The organism is Xanthobacter autotrophicus, from assembly GCF_005871085.1.
Taxonomy (GTDB): Bacteria; Pseudomonadota; Alphaproteobacteria; order Rhizobiales; family Xanthobacteraceae; genus Xanthobacter; species Xanthobacter autotrophicus.
This window is the reverse complement of sequence record NZ_VAUP01000015.1, coordinates 42,333-58,635: the sequence shown is the minus strand read 5'-3', so window position 1 is coordinate 58,635 and position 16,303 is coordinate 42,333. Positions and strand designations below refer to the sequence as shown.

Genomic DNA, 16,303 nt, shown 5'->3' with positions numbered 1-16,303 from the left:
GGCCTGCCCGCCGAACCAAGGGGCGGGGTCCTGCACGGAAACGCCAACTCAGCGGTTGATGAGCGGACACCGACGCCCTATCTCCTCCCGGCGCTGCCGGCCTGAACGCGTGTTCCGGCGGGCGGCAGGAGAGGGCTGGGATCATGGCGACATTGCCGAAGGTGGTGGGGCGCGTGCGCGACCTCAGGGCGCAGGTGGCGAGCTTCCGCGCGGAAGGCGCGCGAGTGGCGCTGGTGCCCACCATGGGCGCGCTGCACGCCGGCCACATGGCGCTGGCGGAAAAGGCACGCGAGCTGGCGCAGCGCACCGTGGTGTCCATCTTCGTGAACCCCACCCAGTTCGCCCCGCACGAGGATTTCTCGCAGTATCCCCGCACGCTGGAAGCCGACCTCTACAAGCTGGCGGACGTGGGCGTTGACCTCGTCTATGCGCCGACGCCCACCGAAATGTATCCGGCGGGCTTCGTCACCCGCATTGCGGTGGGCGGCCCCTCGGAAGGGCTGGAGACGGATTTCCGCCCGCATTTCTTTGGCGGCGTCGCCACCGTGGTGGGCAAGCTGTTCATCCAGTGCGCGCCGGACTACGCCATGTTCGGCGAGAAGGACTACCAGCAGCTCAAGGTGGTGACCCGCCTGTCGCGGGACCTGGACCTGGGTGTCGAGGTGGTGGGCCTGCCCACCATCCGCGAGGAGGACGGCCTCGCCCTCTCCTCCCGCAACGCCTATCTGGACGAGGAACAGCGCACCATCGCCCCGGTGATCTACACCGCCCTCACCCGCGCCGCCGACGCGATCCGCACCGGCACCGCGCCGCAGGCGGCGGTGAGCGTGGCGCGCGGCATGATCGAGGCGCTGGGGCTGAAGGTGGATTATGTGGCCGCCCGCAACGCCGACACCCTCGCGCCCCTGAAGGAAGGGCCGGAGGCCGGCCGCGAGCCCATCCGCCTTTTGGCGGCGGCCTGGCTCGGCGAGACGCGGCTCATCGACAACATCCCGGTGTGACGCGGCATCACCTGCCTCACACCGCGCCCATATAGGTCACGGCAAAGGCGATCACCACCAGCACGAGGCTGACGGTCAGCACGGTCAGGATGCGCCCGGACAAAAAGCCTTGCCGGGCCTGGACGGCGGGTTTCACCGCGGCCCCGTCCGCCGTGCGCCCGTCGGGCTGGTGGTATTCGCGCTCCTGCTTCATTTCGGCCGGGTCCTGCATGGCGGTCTCCTTGCGCATTGCTCTGCGACAAGGACAACGCGGGGACGGCGCCGAAGGTCCCCTGGACCTCGCATCGACCTCTAGAGCAGCATGAAGTCCACGGGTTCCAGCGCGACGGGAAGGTCGCGCTCGCCCATGCCCTCGCGCAGGATGATCTCGATGGCGGTGGCCAGCGCCGCGATGGGCAGGTCGTTGGGCAGCGTGCCGAAGGGCTCCTCCAGTTCGCCGCCCAGGGCATCGAGGCCGAAGAAGGTGTAGGCCACCAGCGCCGCCGCCAGCGGCGTGCCCCAGCCCAGCACGTCGGCGAATCCGAACGGCAGCAGAAAGCAGAACAGATAGGCCGTGCGGTGCAACAGCAGCGCGTAGCCGAACGGCACCGGCGTTGTCTTGATGCGCTAGCAGGCAGTGAGCGTCTCCGTCATGCGGCCGAGCACGCCGTCGATCATGACGAACTCCATGTCGGAGAGGTGCCCCGCGCTCCGCAGGGTGGCGAGCACGGCGCCCATGCCGCGCAGGATGCGATCGGGCAGGAACTTGTCTGGAACGCCCGGCAGGGTTTCGCGCTCCATGCCCGCCGGCAGGACGCGCCCGAGGTCCACCGGGGAAGCCCCCTCGCGCAGATGCACGACGAGGGCGTGGGGGAAGGCGATGGCCAGATCCACCAGCCGCCGCCGGCCCGCCGCCGCGGCCGGCCCGCGATGTTCGAGAATCAGGGTCTGGCGCACCAGGTCCCGCGCCATGGCGACGAGCTGGCCCCAGGCCTTGCGGGCCTCCCACCAGCGGTCGTAGCAGGCATTGTTGGAGAAGCCGAGGAACACCGAAAGGGCAATGCCCAGCAACGCGAACGGCGCCCCGTCGAAACTCGGGATGCGGCCGGGATCGGTGCGATGGGCCAGCACCACGACGGTGGAAAGGGCCATCACCACCAGCACCTGCGGGAAGATGCGCTGGAGCACCGACCCCCGCAGGATGAAGAACAGCCGGAGCAAACCCGGCCGCGGCCGCACGATCATGGCTGAAGCACGTTCCCATCGGGCGGGACCACCCATCCGATCGGCGGAACGTTCCCTGTTAGTGGAAGCCGAGGCGGGTCAGGCCGCCGCGCGCAGTTTCGCGAAGGCCTGGTCGAGATCGGCTTTCAGGTCGGCCACGTCCTCGAGGCCGATGTGCAGGCGAACGCCGGGGCCTTCCACGTCCCATACGGTCGCCGTGCGATAGTCGCGGCAATCGAACGGGATGGCGAGGCTCTCGTAGCCGCCCCACGAATAGCCCATGCCGAACAGGGCGAGGGCATCGAAGAAGGCGGCCACGGCGCGCTCCGGCACCTCCTTCAGGATCAGGCTGAACAGGCCGGTGGCGCCGGTGAAGTCGCGCTTCCAGATGGCGTGGCCGGGATCAGTGGGTAGCGCCGGATGCAGAACCCGCGACACCTCCGGGCGATCCTGGAGCCAGTGCGCCATCTCCAGCCCCGAGCGCTGGTGATGCGCCAGCCGCACCGCGAGGGTGCGCAGGCCGCGCGCGCCGAGCGCAGCGTCATCCGGGCTGATGGTGATTCCAAGGGTGCCGTGCGTGGCGATCACCTTCTTCCACGCCGCCCCCACGGCGGAGATGGTGCCCAGATTCAGGTCCGCATGGCCGCCGATGTACTTGGTGCCGGCCTGGATGGAGATGTCGACCCCGAAAGCATGGGGCTTGAAGAAGAGCGGCGTCGCCCAGGTGTTGTCGATGAGGGTGGTGATGCCCCGCGCCCGCGCCACGGCCGTTATGGCCGGCACGTCCTGCATCTCGAAGCTCTGCGAACCCGGCGATTCGAGGAAGATGGCGCGGGTGTTGTCGCGGATCAGCCCGGCGATGCCGGCACCCACCAGCGGGTCGTAATAGCTGGTCTCCACCCCGAGGCGCTTCAGCACCTGGTCGCAGAAGGTGCGGGTGGGGCGATAGGCGGTGTCCACCATCAACAGGTGGTCGCCGGCGCCGAGCACGGACAAAAGGGAGATGGAGCAGGCCGAAAGGCCCGATGGGGTGAGCGCGACTCCGTCGCCGCCCTCCAGCGCCATCAACGCGATCTCGAAGCTTTCGGTGGTGGGATTGCCCCGCCGGCCATAGCTGTAGCGGCCGCGATGGTGAATGAGATCATCATAGGTTGCCGAAAGAACGGTCGATCCGCGCACCACGGGCGTATTCACGAAACCGTCGAAACGCTTGGGATCGCGGCCGGAGTGCACGACTTTCGTGGCGGTCCTCAGGCCATTGTCGCTGCCTGTTCGATCATCGTGCCCATGCGACATGCAATTCTCCTGTGCCGACGGTCGGCTGCGGCGGAGGTCCCTCTATTGACCCGCCCGCGCCAAGGGGCTGTGATGGGCGGGATAGACGTCTTGGGCCGCCCCGTCGAGCCTGACCCGCCACCCTGGCGGCTCGACCGGACGGCAGGGAGGCGGGGACGTCATCTCAAAGAAGGAACCTTCCGTGAAACGCATCCTCTTCGCAGCAGTTGGGCTTTTGTCTCTGGCCGGTGCCGTCAATGCCGCCACGCTCGACGAGGTCAAGACGCGCGGCTCGGTCAATTGCGGCGTGTCGCAGGGCCTGCCCGGCTTCTCGAGCCCCAACGACAAGAACGAGTGGGGCGGTCTGGACGTGGACTTCTGCCGCGCCATCGCGGCGGCGATCTTCAACGATCCCACGAAAGTGAAGTTCAGCCCCCTCTCCGCCAAGGACCGCTTCACCGCGCTGACCTCCGGCGCCATCGATGTGCTGTCGCGCAACACCACCTGGACCATGTCGCGCGACACCACCCTGGGATTCAACTTCGCCGGCGTCATTTATTATGACGGCCAGGGCTTCCTCGTCCGCAAGTCGGTGGGCCTGAAGTCGGCGAAGGAGCTTCAGGGGGCCTCCATCTGCGTGCAGACGGGCACCTCCAACGAACTCAACGTGTCGGACTTCTTCCGCGCCAACAACATGAAGAACGGCGAGGTGATCGCGTTCGGCACCCTCGACGAGACGGTGAAGGCCTATGAATCGGGCCGCTGCGACGTGTTCACCGCCGACCGCTCCCAGCTTGCCGCCGTGCGGCTCAAGCTGACCAATGCCGCCGACCACGTGATCCTGCCCGAGACCATCTCCAAGGAGCCGCTCGGTCCGCTGGTGCGCCATGGCGACGACCAGTGGTTCGACCTCGTGAAGTGGGTCTATTTCGCCCTGCTCAACGCCGAGGAACTGGGCGTCACCCAGAAGAACGTGGAAGAGCAGGTGAACTCCCAGAACCCGGACGTGAAGCGCCTGCTGGGCACGGACGGCAAGTATGGCGAGGGCATCGGCCTCACCGCCGACTGGGCGGTGCGCATCATCAAGGCCACCGGCAATTACGGCGAGATCTACGATCGCAACGTCGGCCCGGCCACCCCGCTCGGCATCGAGCGTGGCCTCAACAACCTTTGGACGAAGGGCGGCATCCAATACGGCATGCCGGTGCGCTGACGCTCTCGCCTCACTACGTGAAGTCGGTGGCGGACGCCCGGGACGGCGCCCGCCGCCACCAAAGATAAAGGGCTGAAAGCCCGCACTTTCGGGGGTACCATGTCGGATGTTCGCCTTTCGGGGCCACCGGCGGCGTCGCGCCGTCGCTGGTCGTGGACGGATCCCAAGCTGCGCTCCTCGGTGATCCAGATCGTCCTGGCGCTCATCATGGTTTGGCTGGTCTGGTCCTTCTATGCCAACGCGCAGGCCAACCTCGCCCGCCTCGGCATCGCCTCCGGCTTCGGCTTCCTCGACAATCGCGCCGGCTTCGCCATCAGCCAGACGCTCATCCCCTACAACGAATCCATGAGCTACGGCCGCGCCTTCGTGGTGGGCCTGCTCAACACCCTGCTGGTGGCCTTCCTCGGCGTCATCCTCGCCACCCTCATCGGCTTCGTGATGGGCGTCGCGCGCCTCTCGAAGAATGTGGTGATCAAGGCGCTGGCCTCCGCCTACGTGGAAATCACCCGCAACCTGCCACCCCTGTTCCAGATCATGTTCTGGTATCTGGCGGTGCTCTCCACCCTGCCCGGCCCGCGGCAGAGCTGGGGATTCGGCCTCCAACCCCTGTTCAACGGCATCGGCTCCGGGCTCTCGGGCATCGGGCTCGGGGTGCTCGGCGCGCCCATATCCAATTTCGCGGCGAGCCTGTCGGCGCCGTCGGTGTTCGTGAACAATCGCGGCCTCGTGGTGCCCCGTCCCGTGTTCGAGGACGGCTCCATGGCCATCCTCTACGCCCTCATCGCGGCGGTGGTGGCGAGCTTCGTGATCGGCCGCTGGGCGAAAAAGCGGCGCGAGGCCACCGGAAAGCCGTTCCCGGCGTTCTGGACCGGCCTTGCCCTCATCATCGCGCTGCCGCTGGCGGCGTCCTACGCCGTGGGCAATCCCGTCACCATCGAGACGCCGGAGCTGCGCGGCTTCAACTTCGTCGGCGGCCTGCGGGTGATCCCCGAATTCGTCTCGCTGCTGCTGGCGCTGGCCATCTACACCGGCGGCTTCATCGCCGAGATCGTGCGCTCGGGCATCCTCGCCGTCTCCAAGGGCCAGAGCGAGGCGGCGCACTCCCTCGGCCTCAGGAACGGGCCGACCCTGCGCCTCGTCATCATCCCGCAGGCCATGCGGGTGATCGTGCCGCCGCTCACCAGCCAGTATCTGAACCTCACCAAGAACTCGTCCCTGGGCGTGGCGGTGGGCTATCCTGACCTGTTCGCCATCTTCGCCGGCACCACCCTGAACCAGACCGGCCAGGCCATCGAGATCATCGCGGTGACCATGGCGGTCTACCTCACCATCTCCATCATCACGTCGGCGATCATGGGCTGGTACAACAAGCGCGTCGCGCTGGTGGAGCGGTGAGATGAGCGACACCACCGCGCCCCTCACCGCCCCCCGGGTCTCCCCCGCCCAGGCCTATGTTTCGACAACCCTGCGCGAGCAGGAGCCGGCCCCCGTCGCCACCCGCGGCCCCGTGCTGTGGGTGCGCAGGCACCTGGTCGGCTCGGTGCCGCAGGTGCTGTTGACCCTGTTCGGCATCTGGCTGGTCTATGTGACCGTACCGCCGCTGATCAAATTCTTCCTCATCGACGCGGTGTGGACCGGCACCAACCGCGAGGCCTGCCTGCCCGAGAAGGTGGGCCGGGAGGTGGGCGCCTGCTGGCCCTTCGTGTGGGCCAAGCTGGACCAGCTCATCTATGGCTTCTATCCCGCCAGCGAGCGCTGGCGCGTCAACGTGGTCTATGCGCTGGGCGCCATCCTGCTGCTGCCGCTGCTGATCCAGCAGTTGCCCGGCAAGCGGCTCAACGCGATTTTGTTCTTCGGCGTCTACCCGGTGGTGGCGTTTGTGCTGCTCACCGGCGGCAATCTGGAGATGCAGCGCTTCCTGATCGGCTCGTTCAGCGGCAGCGACCTGTTCGCCGGCGCCGGCACCGTGCAGGGCATGCGCGTCAGCTTCTGGATCGACTTCGTGGTGTCCACCGCGCTCGTCACCGCCATCGCCTATCTGGTCTCGCGCATCGTCGCCGGGCCGGAGGCGGCGCCGGCGGCGGCGAAGACCACGCTGTCGGCCTTCGTCCTGCTCGGCCTCGTCATCTTCGCCATGGATATCGACGTGGGCCTGCCGCAGGTGGAAACGCGGCTATGGGGCGGCCTGCTGGTCACCCTCGTCATCGCGGTCACCGGCATCACCGTGTCGCTGCCCTTCGGCATCCTGCTGGCACTCGGCCGGCGCTCGAAGCTGCCGCTGGTGAAGGCGCTGTCCATCATCTTCATCGAGTTCTGGCGCGGCGTGCCGCTCATCACGGTGCTGTTCTTCGCCACCTACATGCTGCCTTTGTTCCTGCCCGGGCGCCTCACCATCGACGGGCTGCTGCGTGCCCTGGTGGGCGTCGCCCTGTTCGCCTCAGCCTATATGGCGGAGGTGGTGCGCGGCGGCCTCCAGGCCATTCCCAAGGGCCAGTATGAAGGCGCCATGGCGGTGGGCCTGCCCTCCTCGCTCATGCTGCGGCTCGTGGTGCTGCCGCAGGCGCTGAAGCTGGTGATCCCGGGGATCGTCAACAACTTCATTGGCCTGTTCAAGGATACGACGCTGGTGCTGATCGTCTCGATCTTCGACCTGCTCGGCTCCATGCGCGCGGCCTTTACCGATCCCAACTGGGCCTCGCCCACCACCCTGTTCACCGGTTTCGGCTTCGCCGGCATCATCTACTTCGTCTTCTGCTTCGGCATGTCCCGGTACTCGATGGCGCTGGAAAAGCGCCTCGACCGGGCCCAGCGGCACTGATTGAAAGGGCCACCCATGAGCGCAGATCCCATCATCGCGGAAGCCGAGGCCAACGCACCGAAGATCGCCGTGGAGATGACCGGCGTGAACAAGTGGTACGGGGATTTCCACGTGCTGCGTGACGTCAACCTCACGGTAGAGCGCGGCGAGCGGCTGGTCATCTGCGGCCCGTCGGGCTCGGGCAAGTCCACCCTCATCCGCTGCATCAACCGTCTGGAGGAGCACCAGAAGGGCCGCATCGTGGTGGACGGCATCGAGCTGACCGACGACCTCAAGCGCATCGACGAGGTGCGCCGCGAGGTCGGCATGTGCTTCCAGCACTTCAACCTGTTCCCGCACCTCACCATCCTCGAGAACTGCACGCTTGCCCCCATGTGGGTGCGCAAGATGCCGAAGAAGGAGGCCGAGGACCTGGCCATGCACTTCCTCGAGAAGGTGAAGATCCCCCACCAGGCCCACAAATATCCCGGCCAGCTCTCCGGCGGCCAGCAGCAGCGCGTGGCCATCGCCCGCGCGCTCTGCATGCGCCCGCGCATCATGCTGTTCGACGAGCCCACCTCCGCCCTCGACCCGGAGATGGTGAAGGAGGTGCTGGACACCATGGTGAGCCTTGCCCAGGACGGCATGACCATGCTGTGCGTGACCCACGAGATGGGTTTCGCCCGGCAGGTGGCCAACCGGGTGATCTTCATGGACGCCGGCCAGATCATCGAGATGAACGAGCCCAACGCCTTCTTCTCCAACCCGCAGCACGAGCGCACCAAGCTGTTCCTCAGCCAGATCCTGCACTGAGGGACGCTTTGGGTGCCGGGGAGCGGGAGGCGCTGCCTCGCCGCCCCCAAGCCGCTCATCTGCCCCGGCGGCGGTGAGATGCGCCCGGCCGCCGGGCGGGTGGGAGGATCTTGCCTGCGTGCGAGGCCCCCTCCGTCCGCGGAAACCATAGACCGCCGGCCTGAGCCCGGCAGCGACCGCGCCGGCCGGCACCAGCCCAGCCGCCCGATCCGGCCGCCTTCGCGCCGATCCCGCGCCGACGCGCGATGGATCATGAGCCGTGCCGCCGGCCCCATGGCCCCCGCGCGACGTCCTTCCTTCAGCCGGCACGGCGGCGAGGCCAGCCCTCGCCGGACCTGGAATCGGACCCGGCGCTGGGATTGGCGCCATGCCCGGCCGCGCCGTCTCGCACACGGCGACAATGCGCCCGCACGACACCCACGATCATCCCCCGCTTCTCCCCAAGGGCCCGTGGCGAACATGCACGCGGGGAGTTGATCTTATGCTTGCGATCTATTAGTCAAAGAATACGGAGTGGTATTCGAGTATTGAATACTTCTAAACTAGCCCTGATGCTCCAACTGTGCTGAGGGGCACACCTGCTGATCTGGAGCGATTCAAAAATGAGCAGGCATGAACACGCAAGCGCCGGGATCTTCGGCGTACCGATGGGAGACGGCGGTCCCATGCGGAGCGCGCGGGCGGTTTGCCGCACCATTCCCATGACCGATGCGCAGCTCGACAGTCGCGACCTGTTCGCCGCCGGCCGCCTCATCACCATTACCCATGGGGAGCAGACCTACCAGCTGCGCCTCACGGCCCAGAACAAGCTGATCCTGACCAAATAGCCGCCTGCCAAATAGCCGCCTGCCGACCTGCCCGAAGCAGGCCGGCAGAAACGCGCGGCGCAAGAACGCGCGGCGCAGGCGACGCGCGCCAAAGCAGCGGGCGAGCAAGCGGCAGGCAAGCAAGCGCGTCCCACGGGAATAAGGCGCGTGCCTTTCCTTTGCCGCGTTTCGGCTGCATCAGGTCCGCCCCCGGGGAGAGGCGCAGTGCGCGCCGATCGCCCGGCCCTTTTCGGCACGGGCGTTTCTGCTATTGTCCGCGCCGATTTCAGCGGATCCAGACAGAAGCATGGCCATCTCAGAGCCCGCGTCCAACACGCGCCGGGCGTTCGACCTCGACCTGCCCCGGCGCCTCGTGCGCCTTCTGGACGGTGCCTGCGCGAGCCATGGCCGCGCCAGCCTGCTGCTCGTGGCTGTGGCGCTGCTCGCCTTCCTGCCCGGCTTCTTCCAGCTCTCCCCCATCGACCGCGACGAGGCCCGCTTCGCGCAGGCCACCAAGCAGATGCTGGAGAGCGGCAATTACGTGGACATCCGCTTCCACACCCAGGCGCGCCACAAGAAGCCGGTAGGTATCTACTGGCTCCAGGCGGCGACGGTGAAGGCGGGCGAGGCGGTCATCGGGCCCTCCGCGCTCTATTCCATCTGGCTTTATCGCCTGCCGTCCCTGTTCGCCGCCATCGGCGCGGTGCTGCTCACCTATTGGACGGCGCTGGCCTTCGTCACCCGCCGCGGCGCGCTGCTGGCCGGCCTGATGATGGCCGGTTGCGTGCTGCTGGGGGTGGAGGCGCGCCTCGCCAAGACCGATGCGGTGCTCCTCTTCACCATCATCGCCTCCTTCGGCGCGCTGGCGCGGGCCTATATGTGCCCCGCCGCCGAGCGCGCCGGCGACCTGAAGCTGGCCGCCATCTTCTGGACTGGGCTTGCCGCCGGTATCCTGATCAAGGGGCCCATGGCGCCCCTGTTCGTGGGGCTCCCGATCGTGGCGCTGGCGATCGTCGAGCGCTCGGGCGGTTTCCTGAAGCCGCTGAAGCCGCTGCTGGGTCTCGCCTGGTGCCTTCTGCTGGTGCTGCCGTGGTTCGTCGCCATCTATTTCATCACCAATGGCGCCTTCTACCAGCACGCCGTGGGCGTGGACATGCTGGGCAAGGTGGCCGAAGGGGCGGAGGGTCACTGGGGGCCGCCTGGCACCTATTTCCTCGCCGCCTGGGGCACCTTCTGGCCGTCGGTGGTGCTGGTGGCCATGGCCGCCCCCTTCGCCTGGCGCGCCCGCCGCGAGGAGAAGGTGCGCTTCCTGCTGTGCTGGCTGGTGCCCACCTGGCTGGTGTTCGAGATCGCCGTCACCAAGCTCCCGCACTATGTGCTGCCGCTTTATCCGGCCCTCGCCATCCTGACCGCGCTCGCCATGGAGCGCGGCGCCATGGCCAAGGCGGGCAGCCGGCTTGCCGGCCTGGTGTGGATCTGGCCGGTGCTCGCCATCGTGCTGTCGCTGGGGCTCGGGGCCGCCTATCTGTGGTTCGGCAGCGGCTTCGGGCTTGCTGCATGGCCGCTGCTCCTCCTCGCCATCGTGTTACTGTGGAGCGCGGCCCGCGCCTTCCCGCGGGTGGGCGTGGAAGGGGCGTTCCTCACCGCGCTGGTGGGAACGATAGTGCTGTTCCTGGCGGTCTATCAGGTGATGCTGCCGCAGATGCGGGCGCTGTGGATCTCCGAGCGCCTTGCCCAGGTGGCGCGGGATGAAGGCTGCCCAGCGGAGAAGATCGCCTCCTTCCCCTACCAGGAGCCGAGCCTCGTCTTCCTCGTCGGCACCAAGATCAACTACATCCTGCCCGACGCGGCGGCGGTGCTGCTGAAGCAGGGCGGCTGCGCCCTCGCCTTCATCGACACCCGCTTCCACACCTATTTCGAGACCAAGGCCAGCGAGATCGGCCTGAAGTATCACGCCGTCGCCACCCTTTCCGGCTTCACCTACAACGGCGGGCGGCAAGTGGCGATCACCGTCTATCGCTCCGACGAGGCTGCCCCGTGACGGCTGAGGCCGCGCCCGGCGTGCCCCCGTCCCGTCCCGGTACCGCGCCGCCCCTCTTGGTGCGGCAGGCGGTCGAAGGCGCGCGACTGCTCCTCGTCTCCGTCGGGCAGGCGCTTGGCTATGTGGCCCGGCGCCGGATCGGCACGCCCCTGCCCCGCCTCGGCTTCCTGGGACGATGGGAAATGCTGGCCCTCGCCTTGTTCGCGGCGGGACTGACGGCGGCGGCGCTGGTCCTCATTGATCCGCTGGTGCTCGGGCTGCGCTTCAAGCTGCCAGGCTGGCTCATCACCGTGTCGGAGCGCCTCACCGATCTCGGCTTCAGCGGCGTGGTGCTGTGGCCGCTGGGGCTTGCCCTCGCCTATGCGCTGCTCTTGACCCATGCGGGCGATGCCATGACGCGCCGCTTGGCGGCGAGCCTGGCCGCGCGGGTCGGCTTCCTGTTCCTCGCCATCGCGCCGGTGGGGCTTGGGGTTTCCCTGTTCAAGCACGTGCTCGGCCGGGCCCGGCCCCATGCGGCGTTGGCCCTGCCCGGCCCCAATCCCGAGCAGACGCTGCACCTTTTCGCCTTCAAGTCGAGTTTCGCCGCTTTCCCCTCGGGCCATTCCACCACCACGTTCGCGGCGGCGGTGGCCTTTGCGGCGCTGTTTCCCCGCGCGCGGGCCTGGCTCATCGCCCTGGCGCTGCCGGTTGCGGCGACGCGGGTGGCGCTCGGCTCCCATTTCCCCAGCGACGTGATCGCCGGCGCCGCCATCGGCTCCGCCTTCGCCCTGTGGATGATCCGCGTGTTCGCGGCGCGCCGGCTGGTGTTCAAGGTTGACGGCACGGGCGCCATCGCGCCCATGGCGGGTCCATCGGCCCGTCGGCTCGGCCGCCTTCTGCCCCGCACCACTTTCAGCTCCGCCGTCCCAGTCGAAGAGGCGAGACCGTGACCTCCCCCATTGCCCAAGCCTCCGTAGCCCCCCGGCTGTCGGTGATCATTTCCGTGAAAGACGAGGCGGACAACGTCCTGCCGCTGATCGAGGAGATCGACCGCGCCCTCACCATCGAGCCATTCGAGCTGATCTTCGTGGACGACGGCTCCACCGACGCCACCCTCGCCAATCTGCGCAAGGCGGCGGCCACGCGGCCCTACCTGCGCCTGCTGGTGCATGAGACATCCTGTGGCAAGACCGCGGGCGTGGACACCGGCGCCCACGCGGCGCGGGGCGACATCCTGCTGCTCCTCGACGGCGACGGGCAGAACAACCCGGCCTACCTGCCCGAGATGATCCGGGTGATGGACGAGGGCGGCGCACAGGTGGGCATGGTCCAGGGCGAGAGGCAGGGCCGCAAGGACACGCGCTTCAAGCGCTACCAGTCGCGCCTTGCCAACCGGATCCGTGCAGCGCTTCTCAACGACGGTTCCCGCGACACCGGATGCGGCCTGAAGGCGGTACGGCGCGACCTGCACCTGCGCCTGCCGGTGTTCGATGGCCAGCACCGCTTCATGGCGGCGCTGGTGCGGCGCGAGGGCTATGAGACCCGCACCGTGAAGGTGGTGGACCGCGAGCGCTGGACCGGTGTGTCCAAATACGGGTTCTGGAACCGCTTCGGCGTGGGGATCCTGGATCTGTTCGGGGTGTGGTGGCTGGTGCAGCGGCGGCGCGTCCCGCACGTGGTGGAGCGCGGCTGATGATCTATTACCTCAGCCAGATCGGCGATTACCTGCACGACGTCTTCATTGACCAGTTCGACTGGTGGGTGGTGCTGGGTCTCGTGGCCCAGATCATGTTCACCATGCGCTTCGTGGTGCAGTGGATCGCCAGCGAGAAGGCGCAGCGCTCGGTGATCCCGTTCGCCTTCTGGACCTTTTCGCTGGGCGGCGGCACGCTGCTGCTGATCTATGCGCTTTACCGGCGCGATCCGGTGTTCATCGCCGGGCAGGCGCTGTCCACCTTCATCTATATCCGCAACCTGCAATTCGCCCTGCGCGAACGCCGCGCCGCCCGCTCGGTGACCTGAGGGAGCGGGCGCAGCCCCGCCCTACTCCGCCGCGATGCGGTCCGGGACGGGCTTGGCCACCGGCTCCGCGTGGCGGCCCGAGATGGCGTGGTGCACCACCCCGTCCAGCCGGTCGAGATAGAGATAGATCACCGGCGTGATGTAGAGCGTCAAAAGCTGCGACAAGAGCAGCCCGCCCACCACCGCCACGCCCAAAGGCTGGCGCAGCTCCGAGCCCGCCCCGGCCCCGAGCGCGATGGGCAGCACGCCGAAGATGGCGGCCAGCGTGGTCATCATGATGGGGCGGAAGCGCAGCAGCGCCGCCTCACGGATGGCGTCCTGCGCCAACGCCCCGGCGCGGCGGCGCTCCAGCGCCACGTCGATCATCATGATGGCGTTCTTCTTCACGATGCCCACCAGCATGATGATGCCGATGATGGCGATCACCGACAATTCCATGCCGGCCACCATCAGGGTGATGAGCGCCCCGATGCCCGCAGACGGCAGGCCCGACAGGATGGTGATGGGGTGGATGAAGCTCTCGTAGAGGATGCCCAGCACGATATAGATCACCACCACCGCCGCGAGGATGAGCAGCGGCTGGTTGGAGAGCGAATCCTGGAACACCTGGGCGTTGCCGGCAAAGCCGGTGGTGATGCTGGCGGGAATGGCGGCATCCAGCGCCGCGGCCTCGATCTGCTCCACCGCCTGGCCCAGCGCCGTGCCGGGGGCGAGGTTGAACGAGATGGTCACCGCCGGCTGCTGCTGCTGGTGCTGGATGGAGAGCGGCCCCACCGTGCGGGTGATGTTGGCCACCGTCTCCAGCGGCACCACGGCGCCCGATGAGGTGCGCAGATAGACCCGGCCGATGTCGCCCGGCTCGCGCTGGAAGCGCGGCTGCACCTCGGCGATGATGGCGAACTGGTTGGTGGAGGTATAGAGCGTCGCGATCTGGCGGGTGCCGAACTGGGTGTAGAGCGCATCGCGTAACTGCTGCTCGGTAATGCCGAGGGCCGCCGCCTTGTCCTTGTCGAGAACGATGGTGATCTGCGGATTGCTGATCTGAAGATCGGAGGTCACGTCGCGCAGGCCCGGCAGGGCGGCGAGGCGCTGCTCCATGTCCTTGGCGACGGTGAAGAGGGTCTGGGTGTCGGCGCTCTGCAGCGTGTACTGGAACTGGCTCTTGGAGGCGACGCCGCCCACCGAGATGTTCTGCACCGGCTGGAAGAACACGTTCACGCCCGGCACCTGGGACACCCGGCGCCGCAGGTTCTGGATCACCCCGTCGGCGGACAGAAGGCGGGTGTCGCGGGACTTCAGGGCGATGAACAGGCGGCCGGTGTTGGTGGTGCGGCTGTTGCCCGTGGCGCCGGCGGTGGAGACCAGATAGTCCACATCCGGATCGGCCTTGATGGCGTCCGCCACCTCCTTCTGCCGCGCCACCATGGCGTCGAAGGATGAGTCGGTGGCGGCCTCCACCGTGCCGGTGATGAAGCCGTTGTCCTCCTGCGGGAAGAAGCCCTTGGGGATGATGATGTAGAGATAGACCGAGAGGGCCACCGTCGCGAGCGTCACCACCAGCATGAAGGGGCGGTGCCGCAGCACGAAATCAAGGCTCACCCGGTAGGCGCCGAGCCAGGCCTCGAACATGCGCTCGGTGATGCGGAAGAAGAGGGACGGCTTCTTCGCATGGTCCGGCGCCTTCATCACGCGGGCGCACAGCATGGGTGTCAGGGTCAGCGAGACGAAGCCCGAAACCAGGATGGCGACGGAGATGGTGACCGCGAATTCGCGGAACACCCGCCCTACCACCCCGCCCATGAACAGGACCGGGATGAACACCGCCACCAGCGACAGGGTCATGGAGATGATGGTGAAGCCGATTTCCCGCGAGCCGCGGATGGCGGCGCGGAACGGCTTTTCGCCATTCTCCACGTGGCGGTAGATGTTCTCCAGCACCACGATGGCGTCGTCCACCACGAAGCCCACGCAGAGCGTCAGCGCCAGCAGCGTCATGTTGTTGATGGAGAAGCCCAGCACCCACATGACCGCGAAGGTGGAGACGATAGAGAGCGGCAGCGCCAGCGAGGGGATGATGGTGGCGCGCACGTTGCGCAGGAACAGGAAGATCACCAGCACCACGAGGGCGATGGCCTCGAACAGGGTCTTCTGCACGTCGGCCACCGCATCGCGGATGGAGACCGAGCGGTCCATGAAGGTGTCGATGTTGACCGAGGCCGGCAGCTGGGCGCGGAACGACGGCAGGCGCGCGCGCACCTCGTCCACCACGCTCACGGTATTGGCATCGGGCTGGCGCACCACCGCGAGGATGATGGCGCGGGTGTCGTTGTACCAGCTCGCTATCCGCTCGTTCTCCACGCCGTCGGAGATGGTGGCGATCTCCTCCAGCCGCACCGGGGCCCCGTTGCGCCAGGCCACCACGATGCGGCGGAACTGGGTCGCATCTGCCTTGGTGGAGCCCATGTCGATGGTCTGCGACTGCTTGGGACCGGAGATGATGCCCAGCGGCGTGTTGGAGGCGGCAGCCGAAACGGCGCCCTGGATGTCGTCGGCCGAGATATTGCGCGCCCCGGCGGCGGCGGGATCCACCCGAATGCGCACCGCATATTTCTGGGTGCCGTAGATCTGTACCTGCGCCACGCCGGGCAGCTGGGAGATCTGCTGGCCGATGAGGGTATCGGCATATTCGTTCACCGCCGACAGCGGCAGGGTGTCGGATGAGACCACCAGCAGCAGCACCGGCGCGTCGGCGGGATTAACCTTGCGGAAGCTTGGCGGGATGGTCATCTCCTGGGGCAGCTGGCGCTGCGCCACGGAGAGGGCGGATTGCACGTCGAGGGCGGCGGCGTCGATGTTGCGGTTCAGGTCGAACTGCACGGTGATGGAGCTGGAGCCCTGGGTGCTCGACGAGGTGAGCGAAGAGATGCCGGCGATGGTGGCCAGTTGGCGCTCGATGGGTGTCGCCACCGCCGTCGCCATGGTTTCGGGGCTGGCGCCCGACAGGGTGGCCGAAATGGTGATGGTGGGAAAATCCACCCGCGGCAACGCCGCCACCGGCAACTGGCGATAGGCGAACAGGCCCGCCACCACCAGCGACAGCATCATCAGCGTCGTCATGACGGGGCGGCGGATGCACAATTCGGCGAACATGGG

General features: G+C 67.6%; 13 protein-coding genes and 1 pseudogene. 10 read left to right on the top strand and 4 right to left on the bottom strand.

Annotated features, from left to right (window positions below; translation table 11 throughout):
* Positions 1 to 143 precede the first annotated feature (143 nt).
* The gene (panC, locus tag FBQ73_RS05010) at positions 144 to 1,001 is read left to right on the top strand and encodes a pantoate--beta-alanine ligase (protein ID WP_138398410.1); all 858 of its coding nucleotides are present in this window, start codon (positions 144 to 146) and stop codon (positions 999 to 1,001) included.
* 16 nt (positions 1,002 to 1,017) lie between these two features.
* Here panC and FBQ73_RS05005 read toward each other — a convergent pair whose 3' ends face one another.
* The 3 genes and pseudogenes from FBQ73_RS05005 to metC form a co-directional block, all read right to left on the bottom strand.
* Complete coding sequence (locus FBQ73_RS05005) at positions 1,018 to 1,212, bottom strand: hypothetical protein (RefSeq protein ID WP_138398409.1); 195 nt, start codon at positions 1,210 to 1,212, stop codon at positions 1,018 to 1,020.
* 80 nt (positions 1,213 to 1,292) lie between these two features.
* Positions 1,293 to 2,225 (bottom strand): annotated as a pseudogene (locus FBQ73_RS05000) (bestrophin family protein).
* Positions 2,226 to 2,303: 78 nt separating this feature from the next.
* Complete coding sequence (gene metC, locus FBQ73_RS04995) at positions 2,304 to 3,500, bottom strand: cystathionine beta-lyase (protein WP_138398408.1); 1,197 nt, start codon at positions 3,498 to 3,500, stop codon at positions 2,304 to 2,306.
* A 181-nt stretch (positions 3,501 to 3,681) separates the two neighbouring features.
* On the opposite strand from metC, the gene FBQ73_RS04990 reads away from it, so the two are divergent.
* The 9 genes from FBQ73_RS04990 to FBQ73_RS04950 all read left to right on the top strand — a co-directional run bounded on the left by FBQ73_RS04990 (position 3,682) and on the right by FBQ73_RS04950 (position 13,150).
* Positions 3,682 to 4,692, top strand: coding sequence for an amino acid ABC transporter substrate-binding protein (locus FBQ73_RS04990; protein ID WP_138398407.1), 1,011 nt, complete (start codon positions 3,682 to 3,684; stop codon positions 4,690 to 4,692).
* A 99-nt stretch (positions 4,693 to 4,791) separates the two neighbouring features.
* Complete coding sequence (locus FBQ73_RS04985) at positions 4,792 to 6,087, top strand: amino acid ABC transporter permease (RefSeq protein WP_138398406.1); 1,296 nt, start codon at positions 4,792 to 4,794, stop codon at positions 6,085 to 6,087.
* A 1-nt stretch (position 6,088) separates the two neighbouring features.
* The gene (locus FBQ73_RS04980; RefSeq protein WP_138398405.1) at positions 6,089 to 7,510 is read left to right on the top strand and encodes an amino acid ABC transporter permease; all 1,422 of its coding nucleotides are present in this window, start codon (positions 6,089 to 6,091) and stop codon (positions 7,508 to 7,510) included.
* 15 nt (positions 7,511 to 7,525) lie between these two features.
* On the top strand, positions 7,526 to 8,302 hold the full coding sequence (locus FBQ73_RS04975) for an amino acid ABC transporter ATP-binding protein (protein WP_281278785.1): 777 nt from the start codon (positions 7,526 to 7,528) through the stop codon (positions 8,300 to 8,302).
* A 665-nt stretch (positions 8,303 to 8,967) separates the two neighbouring features.
* Positions 8,968 to 9,129 (top strand): hemin uptake protein HemP, encoded by a 162-nt coding sequence (locus FBQ73_RS04970; RefSeq protein WP_246089576.1) that lies wholly within the window; start codon positions 8,968 to 8,970, stop codon positions 9,127 to 9,129.
* A gap of 286 nt (positions 9,130 to 9,415) precedes the next feature.
* On the top strand, positions 9,416 to 11,149 hold the full coding sequence (locus tag FBQ73_RS04965) for an ArnT family glycosyltransferase (protein ID WP_138398404.1): 1,734 nt from the start codon (positions 9,416 to 9,418) through the stop codon (positions 11,147 to 11,149).
* On the top strand, positions 11,146 to 12,078 hold the full coding sequence (locus FBQ73_RS04960; RefSeq protein WP_138398403.1) for a phosphatase PAP2 family protein: 933 nt from the start codon (positions 11,146 to 11,148) through the stop codon (positions 12,076 to 12,078). The genes FBQ73_RS04965 and FBQ73_RS04960 overlap by 4 nt, the downstream gene beginning before the upstream one ends.
* On the top strand, positions 12,075 to 12,821 hold the full coding sequence (locus tag FBQ73_RS04955; protein WP_138398402.1) for a glycosyltransferase: 747 nt from the start codon (positions 12,075 to 12,077) through the stop codon (positions 12,819 to 12,821). The genes FBQ73_RS04960 and FBQ73_RS04955 overlap by 4 nt, the downstream gene beginning before the upstream one ends.
* The gene (locus FBQ73_RS04950; protein WP_138398401.1) at positions 12,821 to 13,150 is read left to right on the top strand and encodes a lipid-A-disaccharide synthase N-terminal domain-containing protein; all 330 of its coding nucleotides are present in this window, start codon (positions 12,821 to 12,823) and stop codon (positions 13,148 to 13,150) included. Before FBQ73_RS04955 ends, FBQ73_RS04950 begins: the two co-directional genes overlap by 1 nt.
* A gap of 21 nt (positions 13,151 to 13,171) precedes the next feature.
* Here FBQ73_RS04950 and FBQ73_RS04945 read toward each other — a convergent pair whose 3' ends face one another.
* Positions 13,172 to 16,300, bottom strand: coding sequence for an efflux RND transporter permease subunit (locus FBQ73_RS04945; RefSeq protein WP_138398400.1), 3,129 nt, complete (start codon positions 16,298 to 16,300; stop codon positions 13,172 to 13,174).
* Positions 16,301 to 16,303 lie beyond the last annotated feature (3 nt).

Bases quoted from the DNA above. Each gene is read 5' to 3' on its own strand.
- panC (WP_138398410.1), top strand. From the start codon at position 144: ATGGCGACATTGCCGAAGGTGGTGGGGCGCGTGCGCGACCTCAGGGCG.
- FBQ73_RS05005 (WP_138398409.1), bottom strand. From the start codon at position 1,212: ATGCAGGACCCGGCCGAAATGAAGCAGGAGCGCGAATACCACCAGCCC.
- metC (WP_138398408.1), bottom strand. From the start codon at position 3,500: ATGTCGCATGGGCACGATGATCGAACAGGCAGCGACAATGGCCTGAGG.
- FBQ73_RS04985 (WP_138398406.1), top strand. From the start codon at position 4,792: ATGTCGGATGTTCGCCTTTCGGGGCCACCGGCGGCGTCGCGCCGTCGC.
- FBQ73_RS04980 (WP_138398405.1), top strand. From the start codon at position 6,089: ATGAGCGACACCACCGCGCCCCTCACCGCCCCCCGGGTCTCCCCCGCC.
- FBQ73_RS04975 (WP_281278785.1), top strand. From the start codon at position 7,526: ATGAGCGCAGATCCCATCATCGCGGAAGCCGAGGCCAACGCACCGAAG.
- FBQ73_RS04970 (WP_246089576.1), top strand. From the start codon at position 8,968: ATGCGGAGCGCGCGGGCGGTTTGCCGCACCATTCCCATGACCGATGCG.
- FBQ73_RS04965 (WP_138398404.1), top strand. From the start codon at position 9,416: ATGGCCATCTCAGAGCCCGCGTCCAACACGCGCCGGGCGTTCGACCTC.
- FBQ73_RS04950 (WP_138398401.1), top strand. From the start codon at position 12,821: ATGATCTATTACCTCAGCCAGATCGGCGATTACCTGCACGACGTCTTC.
- FBQ73_RS04945 (WP_138398400.1), bottom strand. From the start codon at position 16,300: ATGTTCGCCGAATTGTGCATCCGCCGCCCCGTCATGACGACGCTGATG.